This window comes from Paenibacillus andongensis (assembly GCF_025369935.1).
Lineage (GTDB): Bacteria > Bacillota > Bacilli > Paenibacillales > NBRC-103111 > Paenibacillus_E > Paenibacillus_E andongensis.
The window spans coordinates 669719-690756 of the sequence record NZ_CP104467.1 but is presented as its reverse complement, the minus strand read 5'-3'; the positions used below and the strand labels follow the sequence as shown (position 1 = coordinate 690756).

General features: G+C 46.6%; 14 protein-coding genes. 7 read left to right on the top strand and 7 right to left on the bottom strand.

Annotated features, from left to right (window positions below; genetic code table 11):
* The first annotated feature begins 127 nt into the window (after positions 1–127).
* The 4 genes from NYR53_RS03200 (at position 128) to NYR53_RS03185 (ending at position 4623) form a co-directional block, all read left to right on the top strand.
* Positions 128–823, top strand: coding sequence for a response regulator transcription factor (locus NYR53_RS03200; RefSeq protein ID WP_261303897.1), 696 nt, complete (start codon positions 128–130; stop codon positions 821–823).
* Positions 816–1826: a sensor histidine kinase gene (locus NYR53_RS03195; protein ID WP_261303896.1), complete on the top strand. Its 1011-nt coding sequence runs from the start codon at positions 816–818 to the stop codon at positions 1824–1826. Before NYR53_RS03200 ends, NYR53_RS03195 begins: the two co-directional genes overlap by 8 nt.
* Positions 1827–1925: 99 nt before the next feature.
* A complete protein-coding gene (locus NYR53_RS03190) occupies positions 1926–2687 on the top strand; it encodes an ABC transporter ATP-binding protein (RefSeq protein ID WP_261303895.1) in 762 nt (253 codons plus the stop codon).
* Complete coding sequence (locus NYR53_RS03185) at positions 2677–4623, top strand: FtsX-like permease family protein (RefSeq protein ID WP_261303894.1); 1947 nt, start codon at positions 2677–2679, stop codon at positions 4621–4623. The genes NYR53_RS03190 and NYR53_RS03185 overlap by 11 nt, the downstream gene beginning before the upstream one ends.
* Before the next feature lie 51 nt (positions 4624–4674).
* Here NYR53_RS03185 and NYR53_RS03180 read toward each other — a convergent pair whose 3' ends face one another.
* The 7 genes from NYR53_RS03180 to NYR53_RS03150 all read right to left on the bottom strand — a co-directional run bounded on the left by NYR53_RS03180 (position 4675) and on the right by NYR53_RS03150 (position 12402).
* Positions 4675–5679, bottom strand: coding sequence for a DUF3221 domain-containing protein (locus NYR53_RS03180; RefSeq protein WP_261303893.1), 1005 nt, complete (start codon positions 5677–5679; stop codon positions 4675–4677).
* Positions 5680–5937: 258 nt separating this feature from the next.
* Entirely contained in the window at positions 5938–6837 is a 900-nt protein-coding gene (locus NYR53_RS03175; RefSeq protein WP_261303892.1) for an RNA polymerase sigma-70 factor, read from the bottom strand.
* A 55-nt stretch (positions 6838–6892) separates the two neighbouring features.
* Positions 6893–8155 (bottom strand): phytoene desaturase family protein, encoded by a 1263-nt coding sequence (locus NYR53_RS03170; protein ID WP_367618613.1) that lies wholly within the window; start codon positions 8153–8155, stop codon positions 6893–6895.
* A gap of 406 nt (positions 8156–8561) precedes the next feature.
* On the bottom strand, positions 8562–9563 hold the full coding sequence (gene sbnA, locus NYR53_RS03165; RefSeq protein ID WP_261303890.1) for a 2,3-diaminopropionate biosynthesis protein SbnA: 1002 nt from the start codon (positions 9561–9563) through the stop codon (positions 8562–8564).
* Between the two features lie 204 nt (positions 9564–9767).
* Positions 9768–10556, bottom strand: a complete 789-nt coding sequence (locus NYR53_RS03160; protein WP_261303889.1) for an ABC transporter permease — start codon at positions 10554–10556, stop codon at positions 9768–9770.
* A 3-nt stretch (positions 10557–10559) separates the two neighbouring features.
* Complete coding sequence (locus NYR53_RS03155; RefSeq protein WP_261303888.1) at positions 10560–11354, bottom strand: ABC transporter permease; 795 nt, start codon at positions 11352–11354, stop codon at positions 10560–10562.
* Positions 11347–12402 (bottom strand): ABC transporter ATP-binding protein, encoded by a 1056-nt coding sequence (locus tag NYR53_RS03150; protein WP_261303887.1) that lies wholly within the window; start codon positions 12400–12402, stop codon positions 11347–11349. The genes NYR53_RS03155 and NYR53_RS03150 overlap by 8 nt, the downstream gene beginning before the upstream one ends.
* Before the next feature lie 234 nt (positions 12403–12636).
* Here NYR53_RS03150 and NYR53_RS03145 point away from each other — a divergent pair, with 234 nt between their 5' ends.
* From NYR53_RS03145 to NYR53_RS03135, 3 genes are all read left to right on the top strand, one after another.
* A complete protein-coding gene (locus NYR53_RS03145) occupies positions 12637–13629 on the top strand; it encodes an LCP family protein (protein ID WP_261306263.1) in 993 nt (330 codons plus the stop codon).
* Between the two features lie 154 nt (positions 13630–13783).
* The gene (locus NYR53_RS03140; protein WP_261303886.1) at positions 13784–15130 is read left to right on the top strand and encodes a glutamate-1-semialdehyde 2,1-aminomutase; all 1347 of its coding nucleotides are present in this window, start codon (positions 13784–13786) and stop codon (positions 15128–15130) included.
* Positions 15131–16356: 1226 nt separating this feature from the next.
* On the top strand, positions 16357–20907 hold the full coding sequence (locus tag NYR53_RS03135; protein ID WP_261303885.1) for a glutamate synthase-related protein: 4551 nt from the start codon (positions 16357–16359) through the stop codon (positions 20905–20907).
* The last annotated feature ends 131 nt before the right edge of the window (positions 20908–21038 follow it).

Below are 21038 nucleotides of genomic sequence, written 5' to 3'. Positions count from 1 at the left end.
CAATAGCAAAAAAGCTGCCACGAGTCGTCAATGACTTCGTGAGCAGCTTTTTTTATCTACGTAGCACAAGGCGCTATTTTCCATTACAATGGGGTTTAGAAATTCGACGCAAGTGGAGTGATTCTTATTGTTTAAAATCTTGCTCATTGAAGATGACGTAACCCTGTTCACGGAGATCAAAGACAGGTTGGCCAAATGGTCGTACGATGTACACGGCATAACGGATTTTAGCAGAGTGGTTGAAGAGTTCATTGCCCTAAAACCTGATTTAGTTATCATTGATATTCAACTGCCCAAATTTGACGGGTTTCATTGGTGCCGAATGATTCGGACCCATTCCAACATTCCGATTGTATTTCTATCTTCACGTGATCACCCCACTGACATGGTCATGTCTATGCAGCTGGGAGCGGATGATTTTATTCAGAAACCCTTTCATTTTGATGTACTCGTCGCGAAGATCCAAGCCATTCTCAGACGCGTCTATAACTACAACACGGAACCCATCAAGCTCAAAACCTGGTGCGGCGCAACGATTGATTACGAGAAAAATGCGGTTACGAATCAAGCAGGCTCGATTGAGTTGACGAAGAATGAAATCTATATTCTCAAGCTGTTGATTGAACATAAGAACACGATTGTGAGTCGGGAAGAAATCATTAACAGCTTATGGGATGATCAGCGTTTTGTGAGTGACAATACCTTGACCGTGAATGTCAATCGGCTGCGGAAACGCTTGGACGAAATTGGCTTAGGACGCTTTATCGAAACGAAGGTCGGTCAGGGTTACATCGCAGCAGAGGAGTCCTCTTTCCATGATTAAAAAGTATGTTATGGAAAGGAAAAGCTGGATCCTGCTGTTTCTGCTTGGGCAAGGAATGCTCCTTTTTATCGCTTATCTCGATTACGAGATTCCCTTCCCCCCTATTCTCTATATTGTTTTTTTATGGATGACTTTGTTTGCTATCTTTCTGATTATCCGTTACAACAAAGAAACGAAGTTCTATAAACGCTTGGAAGAACGAGAAAACAATCTCGACCTTGCAAGTATCGCCGATGCTGAGAGCCCGTTTGAACATATTGTAGAGACCAGTATGACGAGCCTGACCGAGCGGCTGAGTCAAATCGCCTCACGGCACCAGGTAGCGTTAGAACAAGAGAAGGACGAGCTGCTGTCGTGGATTCATGAAGTGAAGACACCGCTCACGGCCATGCGTTTAATGATTGATCGCTTGGATAATGAAGCCATGAAAGCTGCTTTGACCTATGAATGGCTGCGGATCCATCTGCTGCTTGACCAGCAGCTCCACCAAAAACGTTTGCCGTCTATGGAGAACGACTTGTATATCGAGCACGTAGATCTTGAAGCTCTTATTTATATGGAGATCAAGACGTTGAAGTCCTGGTGCATACAAAAAGGAATTGGCTTTGACGTACATTTCGAAGTCACGAAAGTGCTTAGCGATGCGAAATGGTTAGCCTTTATCCTACGGCAGCTCTTAACGAACGCAGTGAAATACAGCGACATCGACGCTTCGGATATCATCGTAAAGAGCTTCCAGCAGCATGAGCGAACGGTGCTCGAGGTAAAAGACCATGGTCGCGGAATCGATCCAAAGGATTTGCCGCGCATCTTTGATAAAGGCTTTACTTCTACGACATGGCATCAGGACAGCGCCGCAACAGGAATGGGCTTATATTTAGCCAAAAAAGCGGCGCAGGCTTTGCTCCTTCATGTTGCTGTCCATTCAGAAGCAGGTGCGGGAACAACCTTTACTCTCACTTTTCCACAACCAAATGAAACTGTCCGGATTACAGGCATGTGACAACATTGTCACATGCCTTTCTTCTTTGTTCGTTCAATCGCAGGAAAAAGGATGCGCAGCTTTTTATAATAAAGCTATCGTAGAAGAGGAGTGAATGATATGAACATTTTGGAAGCAGCTAAAATCCATAAAAGCTATGGCAATAAGCTAAATAAGCAAGAGGTGCTCAAGGGCGTGGATATCAGCATTGAAAAAGGGGAATTCGTCAGCATCATGGGTGCTTCCGGCTCAGGTAAAACAACGCTGCTCAATGTCCTTTCTTCGATTGACAGGCTAAGTCAAGGCTCCATTAAAATCGAAGGCCAAGAAATTACGGCCATGAAAGAGAAGCAGTTGGCTGAATTCCGCAAGCATCATCTGGGGTTTATCTTTCAAGACTATAACCTGCTGGATACATTGACCGTAAAGGAGAATATCCTCCTGCCGCTGTCCATTACCAAAGCTTCGAAACAAGAAGCCGATCACAAATTTCAAGCGGTAGCAACTGAGCTCGGCATTTTTGAAATTAAAGATAAGTATCCGAGCGAAATCTCCGGCGGACAGAAGCAGCGGACTTCTGCTGCCAGAGCATTTGTTCATGAACCAAGTATTATTTTCGCAGACGAGCCCACCGGTGCACTCGATTCCAAATCCGCCTCAGATTTACTTAACAAGCTTAATGAATTGAATCAACGACGGAAAGCGACCATCGTTATGGTTACTCATGATTCAGTTGCTGCCAGCTACAGCAGCAGAGTCATTTTTATTAAGGACGGACAAATTTATACCCAATTATATAAAGGCCAAGCATCCAGGCAGGCCTTCTTTCAAGACATCATGAAGACACAGGGCGTGCTGGGCGGGGTGCACAATGAGCATTAACCAGTTGATTGTTCAAAACCTGAAGTCCAACATCAAGCATTACTACCTGTATATGTTTGCCTTAATGTTCAGCGTCGCGCTTTATTTCGCATTCGTTACCCTGCAGTATGACCCTGCCTTGGACCAAACCAAAGGCTCCATTAAAGGCGCGGCATCCATTCGTGCAGCTTCCATTTTACTTGTTGCGATTGTCGCTATCTTTAATCTGTATGCTAACAACATTTTTGTGAAAAGGCGCAGTAAAGAAATCGGTTTATTGCAGTTAATCGGTATGACGAAAACCGCAATTTTCCGCATCCTAAGCGTCGAGAACTTTATTCTATATTTCGGTTCATTAATCGCCGGGACGTTTATCGGATTTTCCGTGTCTAAGCTCATCCTAATGATTTTATTCCAAATTACAGGCATTAAAGCTGCCGCATCGCTTCACTTTTCAATGCAAGCCCTACTCCAGACCCTTGTTGTATTTAGCGCCGTCTACTTGATGATCATGCTGGTCAACTATATTTTTATTAAAAGACAGAGCATTTTATCGTTGTTTCGCGTCTCTACCTCGACGGAAGTGAAGGTGAAAAGATTGTCTACTTCGGAAGCCGTCATGGGGATAGTGGGAATGCTCCTTATTATGTTAGGCTACTACGTTTCCTCGAAGCTGTTTAGCGGAGATTTCATGACGATGGTTGAAATTTTTTCGGCCATGATCTTTATTTTGGCCTCCGTCATCATCGGAACCTATCTGTTCTATAAAGGGTCTGTCCGGTTAATCTTTAACGTCATCCGAAGCAGGAAAAATGGCTATTTACATGTTCGCGAGGTCTTATCGCTTTCATCCATCATGTTTCGCATGAAATCGAATGCCTTGTTATTGACTGTCATTACAACCATATCTGCGCTTTCCATCGCCTTATTATCTTTAAGCTACATTTCCTACTACTCTGCGGAAAAAACGGCCCTAGATAGCGTACCTGCACACTTTGCCATTACGAATATAGTTGATGCCAACAAATTTAAAGCAGCGTTAGATGATAGTCAAATCAAGCACAGGGATACAGCGATTGAGGTCGTTCAGGTCAAAGCCAATCTAAAGGAAATTTTGACTTCCAATATGGAAGGCCTTAGCCTTGATCCGAGTAACATGACGATTCCTGTTATCAGTGACAAGGATGCGCCATTCGTCGATCTGACTGCCGAACAAACGCTATTTACGGGTACCAATGACATGCTGCAAAAATTTATGAGCCTCAAAAATTCGGGCCATATCCAACTTAGCGGGCAGCAGGTCGTTATTCCGCAAACTTATGTAGGCTCTAGAAAGCAATACATCGTTTCTTGGTACTTTTCGAATGGCGGACTGCCTGCTGCTATCGTTGACGATTCGGTTTTCAAACGACTAAAGCAAGATATCAACCCCGCAATTCAAAAAGAGTCATCGCTCTATCTGGGCATTGATATCGAAAATGAGGCCAAACTTCTCGAAGCAAATCAGATTTTTCATGAGCTGGGCTTTGATCAAAATCGTTCTTATGATTCCCGACAAAATATGGCCAATGACCAGAAAAACAGGATGGGACTCATCATGTTCATCGTTGGCTTCTTAGGACTAACCTTCCTGATTACATCAGGCTGCATTCTTTATTTCAAGCAAATGGATGAAAGCGAAGATGAAAAGCCGACGTATACGATTCTACGGAAACTTGGTTTTACGCAGGACGATTTGTTAAAGGGCATTCAGTTGAAACAAATTTTTAATTTCGGTATTCCCTTGGTCGTCGGGCTGATCCACAGCTATTTTGCAGTTCAGTCGGGATGGTTTCTTTTCGGCGCAGAGCTATGGACGCCAATGATCATTGTGATGGTGCTGTATACCATTTTATACTCGATATTCGGCATCCTCTCCGTTCTGCATTATAAAAAGGTGATCCGAAAAGCGCTTTGATTAGAAAGAAAAAGCTGCTACGAGTCGCGAAGACTTCGTGAGCAGCTCTTTTTATCTTTGTATGCCAGGTAATAAATTCGGAATGCTGGCTCTTCCAAGCGCGACGATATAGTCGTTTAGTTCGGTTGTGACTGAATTTTGTTTATATTTAATGTTATCAAAACTTAGACTGGTACCATAATGAAACTTGTTATCCCCAATGGTTAATTCCATCCCGAACAGAGACCCGTAAAATGTTCGTTTATCATTGGCTCGGACAAGCTCAATTCTTTTCAATTTGAATGATATCTCCTCAAGAGATTTTGTATCTGTAATTGCGAGCTTATTACCGTCACCGAATCTGACATCGATTTGTTTAATGCCATTAAAATCAGTCTTCATTAATGTTGAAAGAGCAACTGGCGACTCATCTTCAGGCTCTATCACCTCAATATCAAGTGCTGTATATTGCGGAGGAGAGCTTAGCAATACGGCTTGTGTAGTCCACACATGGAGCAAATCTCCTTGTTTTAGATCCTCAAACTTATTTGAAGCGATGTTGTTATTCGTTACGATAACGGTATATTCTTCGAGACTCACCCAAAACTTCTCTGGTTCCTTGCATTCCTTATCTAAGCAGGCCTCAGAATTGACAAGGAGAATTTTTCGATCCTTCTTATCCAGTTCGGATATATATCCAACCAACTCCTCCTCTTTCGGTATCACCAAAGTTGTAATATCCAGGGAGAAACGTGACCCTACGGCCTTATAGATGGCTTCTTTAATCTGACCTTTCTCTTGTAAGCTCAATTCCTCACGATGATTACCCAGCTTAATAAGCTGAAGATGAAAGGCACCATTAGGGTATTCACCCTCAGACTTATAAATACTCATTGGCTTAACAGAAAATTGTTTATACACATTTTCCAAAAGATACATTCGTTCCTGCAAGTTTTCAGGTAGCGGAGTTGCAAGATTCGAGGACGGTAGCTCATAAACCCTTTCCGCCTCAGCTGGGGGAACGGCGACGTCACCTTGATTCCCGATATTTGATAAACCAAATGCAAATACAAGCAATAAGAGTATGGACTTCATTGGTCTACTGCACCTCAAATCTTAAGATTCTTTACTTGTTAGACGCAGTAAATTTCCAAATGTTGCATAATAATCCTTTTTACTCAAGATTCCTGAGGTATTCTCCAAGAGAGGCTTGGCGTTTGGCTTGGCCTGAACTGAATGTCTAGGAACATAAAGCCGCTTGGGGAGTGCACAAAAAACCTTCCTCCGCATAATCCCGAAGAGAGATCATGCAAAAGAAGGTTAAGCAGGAGCTATTTATAAATGCCTCAATTTGTCAGGATTAACTACGAGATAGACAGCAGCAATCTGACCATCAACAATATGGAAGGAAGTCACATTATACGGTTGGCCATCATCGTAAGCCACAATGCCCAATTCTCCATTCACAGTTGTTAATGAATAACTGAAGCCAGGCGGAACCTTGGAGAGAATCCCCGCAAAGAACATGGCGATACGTTCCGCCCCCATAATAGGCAGAACAGCGGCCTTCACTTTACCCCCACCGTCAGAATAAAGGACAGCGTCCGCTTTGACGATGTTCAATAACTGACCGATATTGCCAGTTACTAAAGCCTGCACGAATTGTTCCACGACAGCTGAAGTTTGTTCCAAAACAGGCTGCTTGAGCTGAGCTTTAGGATCATCTTCACGATCTGGAAAGCTGCTGATGGCGCTTTTGGCCCTGCGAAAAATTTGCCGGCAGTTCGTGCTGCTTTTCCCAACAATCTCAGCAATTTCATCGTACTCATATTGAAGTACCTCTCTCAATAAGAATACCGCTCTCTCTACCCAAGACAACTGCTGCAGCAGCAACAGGTATGCGGTTGAAAGGGACTCTTTTTGGGAGTAATAGTGATCAGGTTCAACCTGATTGTCACCACTCGTTATTAGTGGCTCCGGCAGCCACGGACCTACGTAGACCTCACGCTTTTTGCTGGCGGAACGCAGCTTATCGATACACCGATTGGTCACGATTTTGCATAAATACGCTTTAGGATTGTGGACATGCACCGGATTCGTCTCATTCACATATAGAAATGCCTCCTGCACGACATCCTCAGCATCCATGACACTCCCAAGCATCCGATAGGCTAGTGAGAACAAAAGCGGCTTATTCGATGTATACACCTGCTCGGAAGATCCGGCTAATTCCATATCACGCAACTCCTCTCTATATTTAGATGATATGGCAATTTTACGCTAGCTGGCTTTATTTTAAAATAGCCTCTGCCGCTCGTTTCGCGCTTGCCGCTGATGCATCTGCGAGCATTTCACCATGACTGACCCAGTCCCCAGCCACATAGAGGCCACGAATTCCCTGAACAGTCGGACCTGTAAACCTATCTGATTTACCTATGTGCATATAGTCGTGGACAACCGTAATATTAGGCAGAAATTGTCTGGCGACAACCTCTTGTTCCCAGCCTGGATGAAGTGAACTCATGGTAGCGGCGAGCATTTGTTCGTCCGCTTTAGGATCGTTTTCCCCAGATCCGTTATACTTCACCATATGCACAACCAAGGTACCATTATCGCTTAATTTGGCATGAACGGTATGATGGGAGAAAAAAAGGGGTTGATCCAACGCGATGGCAACATCCCTCCCGCGGACGGGCAGCTTCTTCAACCCTAAATCGAGGCATGCCGCTTTCGACGGACGGGCTTCATCCTTCCACCGTTTCAGCACGGTGTGATCGGCATCACGAACGAGCTTGTAGGTCTCTGAAGGGGAAGCCGTGCTGATCACATTTGAGATTTCTAAATATTCTTCATCGGCAAGTTTAAGCTTTTGAACTTTGCCATCCTCATGCATGATCTCCTTCACGTCTTTGCCGCTAATGATATGAACCCCCGCTTGAACCGCTTTGTCGTGTAGTTGATCCACGATCATTTGCCAGCCGCCATGGAGGTATAAGACTCCTTTAAGTGAACGTTGTACTTGTGCGAGTACGGGACCTGCCAGCTGATAATCGGGATCGTACGTATATGTGGCGGTTCTGCATAGCGCGTAGAAAATATGACGAACCATCGGATCAGGAATTTCACCTTCAGCCCAATCCCTTAAGGTTGCATTTCTTATTGTGGTTGTGTCGATTTTGTTTAACTTCATCACCAGTCGCAGGAGGGTCATTTTGCCAGACCATGATAAAAGCTTAGAGGATAACATACTGATCGGACTCGCTGGCATCGGAAGAATTTGATTGTTCCAGATAGCGTTCACTTTAGATGCAGGCGCTCCTCCCTCTATACGAACTCCAAGCTCTTGTAAAATCGAATATGCCTTCCCAGCGCGGTATAACGCATGCCCACCTAAGTTAAGGAAAGCATCGTTTTTCTTATTCGTTATGGCCCTGCCGCCCAAGCGTCCCGATTTCTCCAAAATCACCACTTTATTTCCACCCTTAGCTAAATCGATGGCCGCAATTAAACCAGCTAAGCCTCCACCAATAATCGCTGTGTCATATGTTCTCATGTTCATCACCCTCCGTTTTCGCTTTTCATGTATAAGGCGAAATAGGGCGGTGTTTTGTGACAAATAAGGTTTCAAAATTAAAATTTACTTGTGGATATCTCGATCTGTGGATATGTTGACACTTTGTATAAAAGTTATACACAACGGGACTTTTTACCCTGTGGAATTGTGGACAATTATGTGGATAGAAACCTAGACCGCCATCCCATCCCCCCTAATAAAATATCAAAAAAAAGCACTGCCCCACCAAGGCCAGTGCTGCTTCTTTTCACATCGTACAGATCGACTACTCTATAACCTTACGCCTTTGTCCAACTGCAGCGCTTCCTTCCACTAGTACATGGCCAAAGCAATATCGAAGACTCCTAAACCCGTCGTCCGATCGATATCGATATCTCGGATATGATCATCGAGTAAATAAATCATACTCCTGTCTCCCCTGCCAGGTACTTGGATTAGAACCTATCTCTTTCAGCACCCATTCGTCGTTGTACACGGTGTTCAAATAACGCTCGCCTCGATCTGGCAAAATGGCTGCACACACTGCTCCCTCAGGGATGATCCCGCTCATTTTGCGTATCGCAGAAATAACGCCTCCAGACGATGCCCCCGCCAAAATCGCTTCACTCCGCACCAAAGCACGGCAACCTTCTACGCAGTCCAAGTCTGAAACGTACATAACAAGGTCCGCTACATCATGCCTGTACAGACCTGGTGTTATTCCGGCGCCGAGCCCTGGGAACCTCCTCGAACCTTTTTCCCCGCCGAAAATGACGCTGCCTTCCGCATCCACGGCAACAATTTGTGTGGACCATCCACAACTTCGAATATATTCCATACACCCACGTATCGTTCCGCACGAGCTTACACCGCAAAATAAATAGTCGATCGGTCCCAATTGCTCCCCGATTTCTGACATGGTCGTCTCCATATGTGCCTTGGCATTGTCTGGACTCCCATACTGATTGGTCCAATACGCATTCGGTATTTGTTCAACCAGCTCACCTACTCTCCGAATCCGTGCCGGCAAAAATTCACCAGTCTCTGGATCAGGTTCCGTGACAAGATCGATTTCTCCATGGAAGCTGCGGATAATCTGCTTATGCTGCTCGGTTGTGCGTGGGTCCACCACACAGATGAATCGGAGTCCCAGATAACAGCATAGCTGTGCAAGACTTATAGCCAAATTACCTGAACTCGATTCGATAATGACGCTATCGCGGGTAACTTCACCACGCCGTATCGCTTCTCGCAGCATAAAGAGTGCTGGCCTATCCTTCGCGCTGCCGCCTGGATTCATCCACTCCATCTTCCCGTAAACCTCGAATGGCTGATTTTTGAACAAACGCCCAAGTCGAATGAGCGGCGTGCCACCGATCGCTTCAACAATACCCCCTTCAAGCTGCATAGGCATTCCTCCTTTCCTCCTCTCCGTTTAACCATGATAAACAACCGATAATCCAGACACTTCCAACTACTTATCCTATGCGTTTTGTCCAGCCTTTTATCACAAAACTTGGTCTGCTATTTACACCTTAAGCGAACCAAATAGTCATAATAAAAAAAGCCCAGTTCCTGCTTTTTAGCAAGAACTAGGCTTTTCAGTTTACTATTAAGATCCCGCGCCGCGGTATCGTTTCACACCAATATTCCAAACCGTAATACCCAAGATGCTGAATGCAATACCAACAACCGGTGTCAGCAAGGCGAACCATTTCCAGTTCACTGGATCAATGAAATAAGCGGCCGGATAGAAGCCGACGAATGCAAAAGGCAAAATCCATGTCAAGATTGTCCGGAGCAGTTTATTGTAGATCGTAGCCGGATATCGCCCGTAGTTCTGGATGTTCCAAATCAACGGCAGAATACCTGTCGGCGCATCAGAGAAAAAGGCGAGCGACGTCAGCGAGATGTATACTCCTGCATAAATTAGAATAGACCCAATCACTAGTACAATAAAGACCAACGGATCATGCCAATGAAACGGGATTTCGAGCTTAACCCATGAGTAAATCATAACAATTAAGCCTGCTAATGCGCTAAATAATGAAGATGGACTCAGGTTCTCGAGCATCAATTGCCATAGATTGTAGGCGGGACGCGTCAGGATGCGGTCCATCTCCCCTTTGACAATATAACGTTCACTAAAGCCCCATAAGTTAAAAAAAGTGATGAATATGCCGTATGGAATCATAAAATAACCGTAAATGAACAAAATTTGTTCTTGATTCCAGCCGCCAAGCGATTGTGTTTGCAAAAATACGACGAGAATGAAGAATAAATTCAAACCATTGAACATCAAGTCGGAAAGAACCTCAATCCAGAAATCGGATCGGTAGGTGAGACGTGTTTTCATGTAATTTTTCAAATATTCCACAACTAGGGAGACATAGAAACTCATGTATTAACCCCCCTGTACGAATAAACGCGTTTTGGATTTAACCCACAGTGCATAGATCGGAATAATTAAGACCAGGAACCAAAGTACTTGAACACCAAGATTTTGGAATATCGCATAGCCTGTAATTTTCCCTGTGAAAACAGCGCTCGGCAAGTAAGTAATCGCTTGAAATGGCAGCCACTCCAAGACCGATTTGGACCATCCTGGGAAAAAGGAGATCGGAATAATTAAACCGGAGAACAGGTCGACGGCAACGCGCTTCATGCGCATAAGACCTTCGTTGTTTTCCAAGAAAAAAGCGAATAATCCCGTAATGATATTAAGCTGCGTGTTAATCAGAAAACTGAAAAACAACATCACGAAGTAGATAACCCACAGGTTTGGATCAGTTGGGAACTGAATGGGCAAGAGCAGCCATATGAAGATCATGCCCGGTGTTGTGAAGAGAAGCAGACGGAATACGCCTTCTCCCAGTCCTTGCATCATTTTAACAAAAACGTAGTTATAAGGACGAATGAATTGGATCGCTACACTTCCGTCACGAATTTCGTTGGCAATTTCACGATCTAAGTTATTGAAGTAAAAAGCGCGCCCCATCCAGGAAATGGCCACATAAGTCGTCATCTGACCTAGGGTCAGGCCGCCTATTATAGCTTGCTCACCATAAATTGCTTTATATACAAAATAATAAGAACCAATATTGAGTGCATAGATCAAAATGCCGCTATAGTAATTAACACGGTAAGCGAGCATCATGAGAAATCGCATGCGGATAACTTCTAAATAAGCACTAAACATGGGACGCGACTCCCTCTGGCTGCGGCACTTCATCTTGACGTTTCACATCGGCTGAGCCGGCTTTATAAATTTCACGGACGATATCATCCGTATTCGTTTCATTGATTTTGATATCTTGAATTTGCAAAACGCCGACTACGCGGCTAAGCACCTCAGAAACATTGGCGCGTTCGTGCGGAATGAACACTTTGGCGGACAGCTCATTTTCAAGCTGCCAAGCAACATCTAGGCCTCGCGTAAGCTCTTGAAGACGAGCTAATGTGGCCCCCTGCTCAAATTGCAGCACGACTTCTTTGCCTTTGCCCCATTTCATCTTCAGCTCTTCGAGTCCGCCATCATAAATAATACGGCCATCATCGAGCATGATAACACGGGAACACAATGCTTCTATATCTTGCAGGTCATGCGTTGTAAGCAAGATCGTCGTTTCGTACCGCTGATTAAGCGATTTGAGAAATTCGCGAATTTCTGTTTTCACCACGATATCTAGACCAATGGTCGGTTCATCGAGGAACAGAATCGCTGGATTATGAATAAGGGAAGCAGCTAATTCACAGCGCATCCGCTGACCTAGACTTAGCTTACGAACGGGACGTGATAATAAATCGGATAATTGGAGACGATCGACGAGTTCGTCGAGACGCTTTTTGTAATCGGCTTCTGACACCCGGTACACCTTTTTTAATAGTTGAAACGATTCGACGACACCGATATCCCACCAGAGCTGACTGCGTTGACCGAAAACAACACCTATTCCGGCTACGAATTTCTCACGCTCTTTAAACGGGACGAAACCATTGACCTTGATATGTCCTGATGTAGGTACTAGAATACCTGTCAGCATTTTAATGGTAGTCGACTTGCCGGCACCATTTTCACCTATATATCCACAAATTTCGCCTTTAGGAATTTGAAAGCTGATGTCTTTCACAGCTGTAATTTGCTTATATTCTCTTTGAAATAAATCTTGAAATGCGCCCTTTAAACCCCCGCGGCTCTGCTGAACCTGAAATTCCTTGCGCAGATCTTGAACATCAATCGCTAACATGGACTTACCCCCTGTCTGTGTAGACTCGGCTACATATAATGGCAAAAATCGCCGTAACTTGCTATCGAAGTTTCAGAACATCTATAATATGGATCATAAAGATGAATTGTACAACACACTCATGATACATGAATTCTGTAAGAAAAAAAAGTACAGATTACCTCTATTTATGAAAGGAGCGCTGAACCTTTGAGAATCATAAAACGAACCTTGCTCCTGATCGGCTTGCTGCTTATGGTGGTAGCTGGTTATTATTCATATTCATTCTATAATTTCGCGAACAATATCTCCCATAAATCGGACAAACCACAAGGCAGCGGTACCCTGATTGCCCAGAATATTAAAGATAAAGGGGAAAAATTCACCCCACCTAAATGGGAAGGAAAACAACGCGTCAACATCTTACTTCTAGGCGGAGATTCGCGTGGGATGACGAAGAATGAGCTGCCCCGCTCAGACAGTATCATGCTCGCTTCGATTGATCCCGTGACCAAGAAGGCTCACCTTTTCTCTATTCTTCGAGATACCTATGTGAAGATCCCTGGCGAAGGCGAAGATCGCATCAACACAGCCATTACATCAGGCGGTCCGAATCTAGCGATGAAAACGGTCAGCGATTTGCTCGGCATCCCTATTCAGTACTATGTTTATACCGACTTTAAAGGATTCATTGCACTTATTGATGCCGTTGGCGGGATTGATATTGACGTCGAGAAAGATATGAAATATTCGGACTCGGAAGATGATCATGTGTATGATATTAATTTGAAAAAAGGGCTTCAGCATCTTGATGGCAAAACCGCTTTGCAGTATGTACGCTTTCGACATGATGCTTTGTCCGACTTTTCGCGGACGGAACGTCAGCGGAAGTTCCTGACAGCGGTCGCACAAAAAATGCAAGCAACCTCTTCCCTCATTAAGCTGCCAAGAATTCTAAATGCCATCGATCCTTATATCGATACGAACCTCAGTGTGTCGGATATGCTCAAACTCGGTACGCTTGGTTATGAGGCGAAAGCTGACGGAATCGTAAGCTCCCAATTACCGCCAACCGATCTGCTGATCGAGAAAAACGTCCGCGGCGCAGCCGTCATTACGGCGAATAAAGAGAAGCTGCAGCTTTATGTGAAAGACCTTTTTGCAGGGAAAGCTGAAGCTGACTCTGGTCCTACGAAGCCATCGCCTTCGCCTACCTCGAAGTCTTCGGTGAAGACGACGACTAAGTGAATTAAACAAAAATGAAATCCTACTTGCCTCTACTTGGCTAGAGGGCTTAGCGCCCTTCAAGTAGGGGCTTTTTCTAAGAGGTTAAACGAGTACATAGGCTATACGACTACATGAATACCTAAACGACTACATTACGCAAAGGGATGATTTTCTAATGGAACGCAAACAATCCGAGCAGTTATATCAAGAAGCACTGAAACATATTGTCGGCGGGGTCAACAGCCCTTCCCGCTCATTCAAAGCCGTCGGCGGCGGCGCGCCCGTCTTCATGAAGCGTGCGCAAGGCGCACACTTCTGGGATGTAGACGGGAATCGCTTCATTGACTACCTCGCCGCCTATGGCCCTATCATTACCGGTCACGCGCATTCGCACGTGACCGAGGCGATTTGCCGCGCCGCGCAGAACGGCACGCTGTACGGCACTCCGACCGAACTCGAGATCGAGTTCGCCAAGATGCTGAAGTCGGCGATACCTTCGCTCGACAAAGTGCGCTTCGTCAACTCCGGCACAGAGGCCGTGATGACGACAATTCGCGTGGCGCGTGCCTTCACGAAGCGCACCAAGATCATTAAGTTCGCCGGGTGCTACCACGGCCACTCGGATCTTGTGCTTGTGGCGGCCGGCTCCGGGCCGTCCACGCTTGGCACGCCGGACAGCGCGGGCGTGCCTGCGAGCATCGCGCAAGAGGTCATTACGGTGCCGTTCAACGACATTCCGGCACTCGAAGCCGCGCTTGCGCGTTGGGGTGAAGAGATCGCCGCGGTGATGGTGGAGCCTATCGTCGGCAACTTCGGCATGGTCATGCCTCATGCCGGCTACCTCGAGCAGCTCTGCGCAGCTGCTCGCAAACACGGCGCCCTCGTCATCTACGACGAGGTCATCACGGCGTTCCGCTTCCATTACGGAGCGGCACAGACCTACCCCGGCCTCCCGCTCGCGGAGGGCGGCACTTCCGAGGCGGCGGCGCGCTTCGCCGCTGTGGAGCCGGACCTTACGGCCCTCGGCAAAGTGATCGGCGGCGGGCTGCCGATAGGTGCCTACGGGGGCCGCAAGGCCGTGATGGAGCAGGTCGCTCCGCTCGGACCTGCTTATCAAGCCGGCACGATGGCGGGGAACCCCGCCTCCATCTCGGCCGGCATCGCCTGCTTGGAGATCCTCCAGCAGGCTGATGTCTACGCCAAGCTCGAGCAGCTTGGCGCAACACTTGCCGGCGGCATCGCAGAATCCGCCGCAAGGCACGGCATCGCCTTGACGCTAAATCGCATCGGCGGCGCCTTCTCCACCCACTTCTGTGACCATCCCGTCACGAACTATGACGAAGCACAGGATACCGATGGCGAACGCTTCGCTGATTTCTTCCGACTAATGCTGGAGCAAGGTATTAACCTCGCTCCGTCCAAATACGAGGCATGGTTCATGACCATCGCCCATACGGAAGACGACATCGCACAAACGCTAGATGCCGTTGACCAAGCTTTCAAAACGATGAAAAATCGCTAAAATGACTTCCCATGGGGGTCGCGGGGTGTCGTTTCTGGTTATGGGTTTAGATTGGGTTTGGTGTATTGGTTTGGTGTTATGGGTAGGTATGCAAACCTACCCCTATTTCCATTGGATAAAATACAATGAAATCGATTTATACACCCTAAAATTCACACTTTCATTGGAAAATATCCAATGAAATCTAATTTCTCCCACTTTTTAGGGCACTTCCATTGGATCTTTCCAATGGAACCATATTATCCTCATTACTAATAGATGCTCTAGCTCTGGGGTTGGGGTTGGGGGTTAGGTCTGGGGCTGGGGGCTGGGGGCTGGGGGCTGGGGCTGGGGCTGGGGTTGGGGTTGGGGTTGGGGTTGGGGTTGGGGTTGGGGTTGGGGTTGGGGTTGGGGTTGGGGTTGGGGTTGGGGTTGGGGTTGGGGTTGGGGTTGGGGTTGGGGTTGGGGTTGGGGTTGGGTCTAGCTCTTGCCCTTGCCCTTGCCCTTGCTCTCACTCTTGCACTCGCACTCGCAATTGGCTCTCGCCTTTGCTCTTACCCCTGCTCTTGCCCTTGCCATTGCCCTTGCTCTTGTTCTCACCCCTTCCCTTACTCTCGCCCTTGCCCTATCTCTCGCTCTTGCCCTTACCCTTACCCCTGCCCTTAGGTCATCATCCCCACAATCTCAACAACCTCCTAACCTCCAAACAACACCAAATTCTCCCCCAACATGTCCCAAAAACGAACTATGATCCTATATGGATTGTAGTTCGTTCGTATTTTAAGAGTGCCCCAAGCCATGAGAAATATGGTTTTATTCACCAGTATGCAGAAAAGGTAACGCTTACATTTGTGATTTCGATCTGCAACTATTGTCGGATGAAGTTTTTCATGCTATTCTAAGATTACTTTTACCCTTTTCGCGAAATGTCTTGTTTTCATAGTATTTTCCTAGAAAGTTAGGGCATGATTTACAAATTCTTTGCTGGTTTTTGTGTGTAATGCCTTACTTTAATATAGGTCGATTAGAGCCTCATTTCGAGGGGAATATTTCCTTGAAATTGGTATGCTATTCAATAATATTGCATTTTTATTCACATTCTTGCATATTTCGGTTTTGACCCCTTTGTGGGTAATTCCTTGAAAATGCTAGGGTTGCGGGCTCATTAATGCCAGAATGCAAGAAGCGTAGTGCAAGAGGAGTTTAAATATGTATGGGAGGTGACGGTCAGGCGACTGACCAGAGCAATGAATGAATTGATGCGTAATGAAGGCCGTTTTCAAGATCTCCTAGGAACAGAACACGACAGCTGCGGTATTATTTGTATTATTGAAAAGAATGGTCACCCTTCCCCTGATAACATCCAAAAAACGATTGAAGCCCTCGTAAAGATGGAGCATCGTTCGGGTTTTATCAACGGTGAAGGTGATGGTTGCGGAATTTTAACGGATATTCCACGTGCCCTTTGGGAAAAGAAATTAACAGATGCGGGTCTTGACGGCAAACTTGCTTACGACAACCGTTTTTCTGTTGGACATATCTTTGTTCCGCGCAAGTTTGAGCTGACCGTTACCGAGATTCAGAATGGCATTCGCGAGCTCTTTGCTGCCCATGATGTTTCCATCATTCTTGAGCAAGAGAATCAAGTCGATAGCAGCGTTTTAGGCCCTAACGGCTTGAACGATGAGCCTACTTTCTGGCAAATTGCAGCGATTAGCAATAAAACAGAAGGCCAAGTGGCCGATCACCTTTTTGAACTGCATATTGCAATTGAAGACAAATATAACGTTCACGTCGCTACACTTAGCAATGTTACATCTGCTTACAAAGTTTTAGGCGCTGCAAGCATCCTTCCTAAATACTTTAACGACACACGTGATTCGTTGTTTGCTTCCCAAGTTACAATTGGTCACAACCGTTATTCAACGAACACATTGTCCAGCTTCTTCCGCGTTCAACCGTTCTCCCTACTCGGGCACAATGGTGAAATTAACACGGTTAAGAAACTTCGTATTGAAGCAGACATGGTTGGTGTACCGCTCGTTAGCGGCGGTTCTGACTCCCAAGACATGAACAGAACGATTGAAACGTTCATTCACCGTTTTGGATTGTCCCTTTTCGAAGCTATGGAAATGGTATTCCCTCCTATTATTAATGAAATGAAACAGTTCCGTCCGGAACTTCAAGATTTATATGTTTACTACCGTCAAGTATGGGGCCATTTTGCACAAGGTCCTGCTGGTATCGTTTCTCGTTATGGCAACGAATGTATTTTCAGCGTGGATGCGCTTGGTCTTCGTCCGGTATGGATGGTCGAGAGCGATACTTCCTTATACTTCTCCTCGGAGCAGGGTGTTATTACGGTTGGCGAAATGGTTGCTGATCCGAAACCAATTGCACCAGGCGAAAAAGTGGGCGTTGTCCTTACACCAGGTGAACACGTTCAAGTGATTCCTTACCACGAAGTGCAAACTTTAGTGTACGAGCGCGCTAGCAAACGTCTGAATATTGGCGGACTTCGCAAATTTCTGAATCCTGTCAAAACAGATACTCAAGCTGAGCTTAATGAGAACATTGTAGCGACAGACCAATTGTATAGTGCATTTGGTTGGGATCGTGACGGTATTCAACATATCGAAACGATGTCTGAAACAGGTGCAGAACCTATCCGCTCCCTGGGTCACGATTCACCTCACGCTGCTCTTGCTTGGGAACGCCAGAACGTGCCTGACTTTATTAAAGAAAGCGTAGCGGTTGTTACGAACCCAGCGATTGACCGTGACCGTGAGATGGAGCATTTCTCCACACGTATCATTGCCGGTACTCGCACTCCTGTCTATGCGCAAGTAGATAACAACCTACGTCTTGAGCTCCTAGCTCCACTTGTACTTGAAGGTACGAATGGCGTAGATAGCGAAGAGCACTTGTCACAACCTTCTTATGAGCAATTGTTGGCCCTGTTCCGCGCACAAGGAGATAACGCTGTAGCCGTACTTTCTAGTACATTCGCTCGTGGAACTTCCTTGAGTGATGGCTTGGACGCTCTAGCTGCTGCTGCTATCTCTGCAGCCCACAATGGTGCTGCACTTATCGTTCTTGACGATGCAGAAGCTCATCAAAATGACCGTTTATGGCTTGAGCCGCATCTTGCCGTGTCCAAAATCGATATCGCACTTCGTGCGGAGAAGCTCGGTTTCGGCGACAACCTGCGCCGCCATGTTACTTTGATCCTGCGTTCCGCTGCAATTCGCAGCTTGCATGATATCGCTGTAGCTTGCGGTCTTGGCGCAGACGTCATCTCACCTTACCTGTTGTTCTCAACGGCTTCTGATAAAGAAGGCAATGCTGCAGCAGCACGCAAAGTGTATGCAGCGCTGACGAAAGGTCTGGAGAAAGTTATTTCCACGATCGGTACCCATGAGCTTCGCGGTTATACACGTTTCTTCTCCTCCATCGGCTTCCATCCGGAAGTTGCTGAAGTATTAGATATCGTGAACTACCTCGGCAGCGAAAAAGCGGGAACTGGCTTTGCCCAGCTCGAAGCGGATGCTGAAGCACGTTACAATGATTTCAGCAACCCGAAAGCAAAAGCAGCGAAAAACTTCCGTTTCTTCCAACGTATGTGGAAAGCATTAGGCGACGCCGCTTCAGGCGCTGCTCCTTATAGCGACTACCGCGACAAACTGCGTGAAGAAGAGAAGAAGAACCCGATTTCCATTCGTCACATTGCTGGATTCAACATTGACAAAGCACTGAGCGAAGGCCGTAAGGCACTCGATCCGTCGCAAGTTGATATCTCCATTGGCGGTCACTCCTTGCCGATGCTGATTTCTTCGATGTCATTCGGTTCACAAAATGAAACAGCTTTCCGAGCCTACGCTGAAGCCGGCGAACGCCTGAACATGGTTACCATGAACGGCGAGGGCGGAGAGATTAAAGATATGCTCGGCCGTTACAAAAAAACGCGCGGTGCGCAAGTCGCATCCGGACGTTTCGGTGTTAACGTAGAACTCGCTAACGCGGTTGCTTTCCTTGAGATCAAGATCGGTCAAGGGGCTAAACCGGGCGAAGGCGGTCACTTGCCAGGTTCCAAAGTAACAGCGAAAATCGCTGCTGCTCGTAACGCAACCATTGGTTCTGACCTGATCTCTCCTTCAAACAATCATGATATCTACTCGATCGAGGATTTGGCGCAAATCATTTCCGAGCTCAAAGAAGCTAGCGGTCGTAAAGCGAAAATTATCGTTAAAATCCCAGTTGTACCAGGTATCGGTACGATTGCGGTTGGCGTAGCGAAAGCAGGCGCTGACGTTATCACACTTTCCGGTTTTGACGGCGGTACAGGTGCGGCTCGTATCCATTCCTTGACGCACGTAGGTCTTCCTACGGAAATCGGCACAAAACTTGCTCACGTTGCTTTGCTTGAGGCTGGTCTTCGTCACCGCGTTGAGCTGTGGTCCGATGGCGGTCTGAAATCAGGCAGTGATGTCGTTAAAATGGTTATGCTCGGTGCAAACCGTGCAGGATTCGGCAGTATCGCTATGCAATCGATCGGTTGTACCACTTGCCGCGGCTGTCACTTAGACACTTGCCACGTAGGTATCGCAACACAAATCGATTCCATGGAAGAAGCCGAAGAAAAAGGCCTTCGCCGTTTCGTGCCACGTCAATTCGATGTAGCTGTAGACAGCTTGGTTCGTTTGTTTGGTGGTATTGGTGAAGAAGTACGCGAAGTTGTCGCTTCCCTTGGTTTCAAAAGCTTACAAGAGCTCGTTGGCCGTTCCGATCTATTGGAACAAATCAGCCACCTAGATCGTATTGATCTGTCTGACATCCTCTGTCCGGCTCCACTTCAGTTCATCTCTGATGCTGAGCGAGCAATGGAAGAAGCGGCAGTATCATCCGATATCCGTATCGCCGCAGGTGCAGAAGGTCTGGAATTCTTCCCAGAATCCTTGGCTCTTGATGCTCCAATCGTTCGCAACTGGTCCAAAGTGGATGCTGAATCCCGTATTCTCGGAGCTCGTTACTCCAGCCATCGCGTAAGAGATCGTTTCGACGGCAGCTACGATGAATTACCGACTGTTGCGTTGAACTTGATCGACGGTTCCGTACCAGGAAACGGTTTGGCTGCATTCAATGCTCGCGGCGTAGACATTACTGTTCACGGCGGCGCTGAGGACGGTCTTGGTAAAATGGCCTTCGGCGGTAAAGTTGCGATTGTTAAATCACTTGGCAAAAACAACACCTTCATCAACGGAAGCGTTGGTAAATCGTTCGGTTACGGTGCACAAAAAGGCTTGTTCTTGATCCAAGGCAGCGCAGATACTCGCGCATGTATCCGTTTCTCCGGTGCTGACGTCGTATTCGGCGGCGAGATCACTACGCCATTACGTGATGAGCTTGGCGGACTTGCTGCTCGTGCGAACCTCAAAGGCTTTGCGTTCGAGTACATGACAAACGGCCGTGCCGTGGTTATGGGCGATCCAGGCCCATGGATTTGCGCAGGTATGACTGGGGGCGTGATCTACCAGCGTCTTGTTCCAGAAATGGGTCTAGATCAAGCAGCCATCGAACGTCGTATTGCCAAAGGCGCGAAAGTTAAAATCGAGACTATTGGCGTACAAAGCAAAAAAGATCTTACTGAATTGCTCACAGCTTACCACGCTGAGCTTGCTAAATCCGGTCAATCCGATGCAGCAGCAAAAGTCGAAGGTTTGCTAAGCAATCTTGAAGCTAACTTCATCCGTATCTCCCCGGTCAACATGCAAGCTGACCAATCCGTTGCTACGGAATAGTTCAATTACAAAGCTCCACAGGACCTTAACTGGTCTTGTGGAGCTTTTTTTCATGGGGAGAATTTGCACCCCGTGCATAAAATATGCTCAACCATCGCATTTTATTAAGTAGCATCACCCATCCGCATACC

Coding starts and splice junctions, on each gene's coding strand:
- NYR53_RS03195 (WP_261303896.1), top strand. CDS start 816: ATGATTAAAAAGTATGTTATGGAAAGGAAAAGCTGGATCCTGCTGTTT.
- NYR53_RS03190 (WP_261303895.1), top strand. CDS start 1,926: ATGAACATTTTGGAAGCAGCTAAAATCCATAAAAGCTATGGCAATAAG.
- NYR53_RS03185 (WP_261303894.1), top strand. CDS start 2,677: ATGAGCATTAACCAGTTGATTGTTCAAAACCTGAAGTCCAACATCAAG.
- NYR53_RS03175 (WP_261303892.1), bottom strand. CDS start 6,837: ATGGAATTAGCCGGATCTTCCGAGCAGGTGTATACATCGAATAAGCCG.
- NYR53_RS03170 (WP_367618613.1), bottom strand. CDS start 8,155: ATGAGAACATATGACACAGCGATTATTGGTGGAGGCTTAGCTGGTTTA.
- sbnA (WP_261303890.1), bottom strand. CDS start 9,563: ATGCAGCTTGAAGGGGGTATTGTTGAAGCGATCGGTGGCACGCCGCTC.
- NYR53_RS03160 (WP_261303889.1), bottom strand. CDS start 10,556: ATGAGTTTCTATGTCTCCCTAGTTGTGGAATATTTGAAAAATTACATG.
- NYR53_RS03155 (WP_261303888.1), bottom strand. CDS start 11,354: ATGTTTAGTGCTTATTTAGAAGTTATCCGCATGCGATTTCTCATGATG.
- NYR53_RS03150 (WP_261303887.1), bottom strand. CDS start 12,402: ATGTTAGCGATTGATGTTCAAGATCTGCGCAAGGAATTTCAGGTTCAG.
- NYR53_RS03145 (WP_261306263.1), top strand. CDS start 12,637: ATGGTGGTAGCTGGTTATTATTCATATTCATTCTATAATTTCGCGAAC.
- NYR53_RS03140 (WP_261303886.1), top strand. CDS start 13,784: ATGGAACGCAAACAATCCGAGCAGTTATATCAAGAAGCACTGAAACAT.
- NYR53_RS03135 (WP_261303885.1), top strand. CDS start 16,357: ATGAATGAATTGATGCGTAATGAAGGCCGTTTTCAAGATCTCCTAGGA.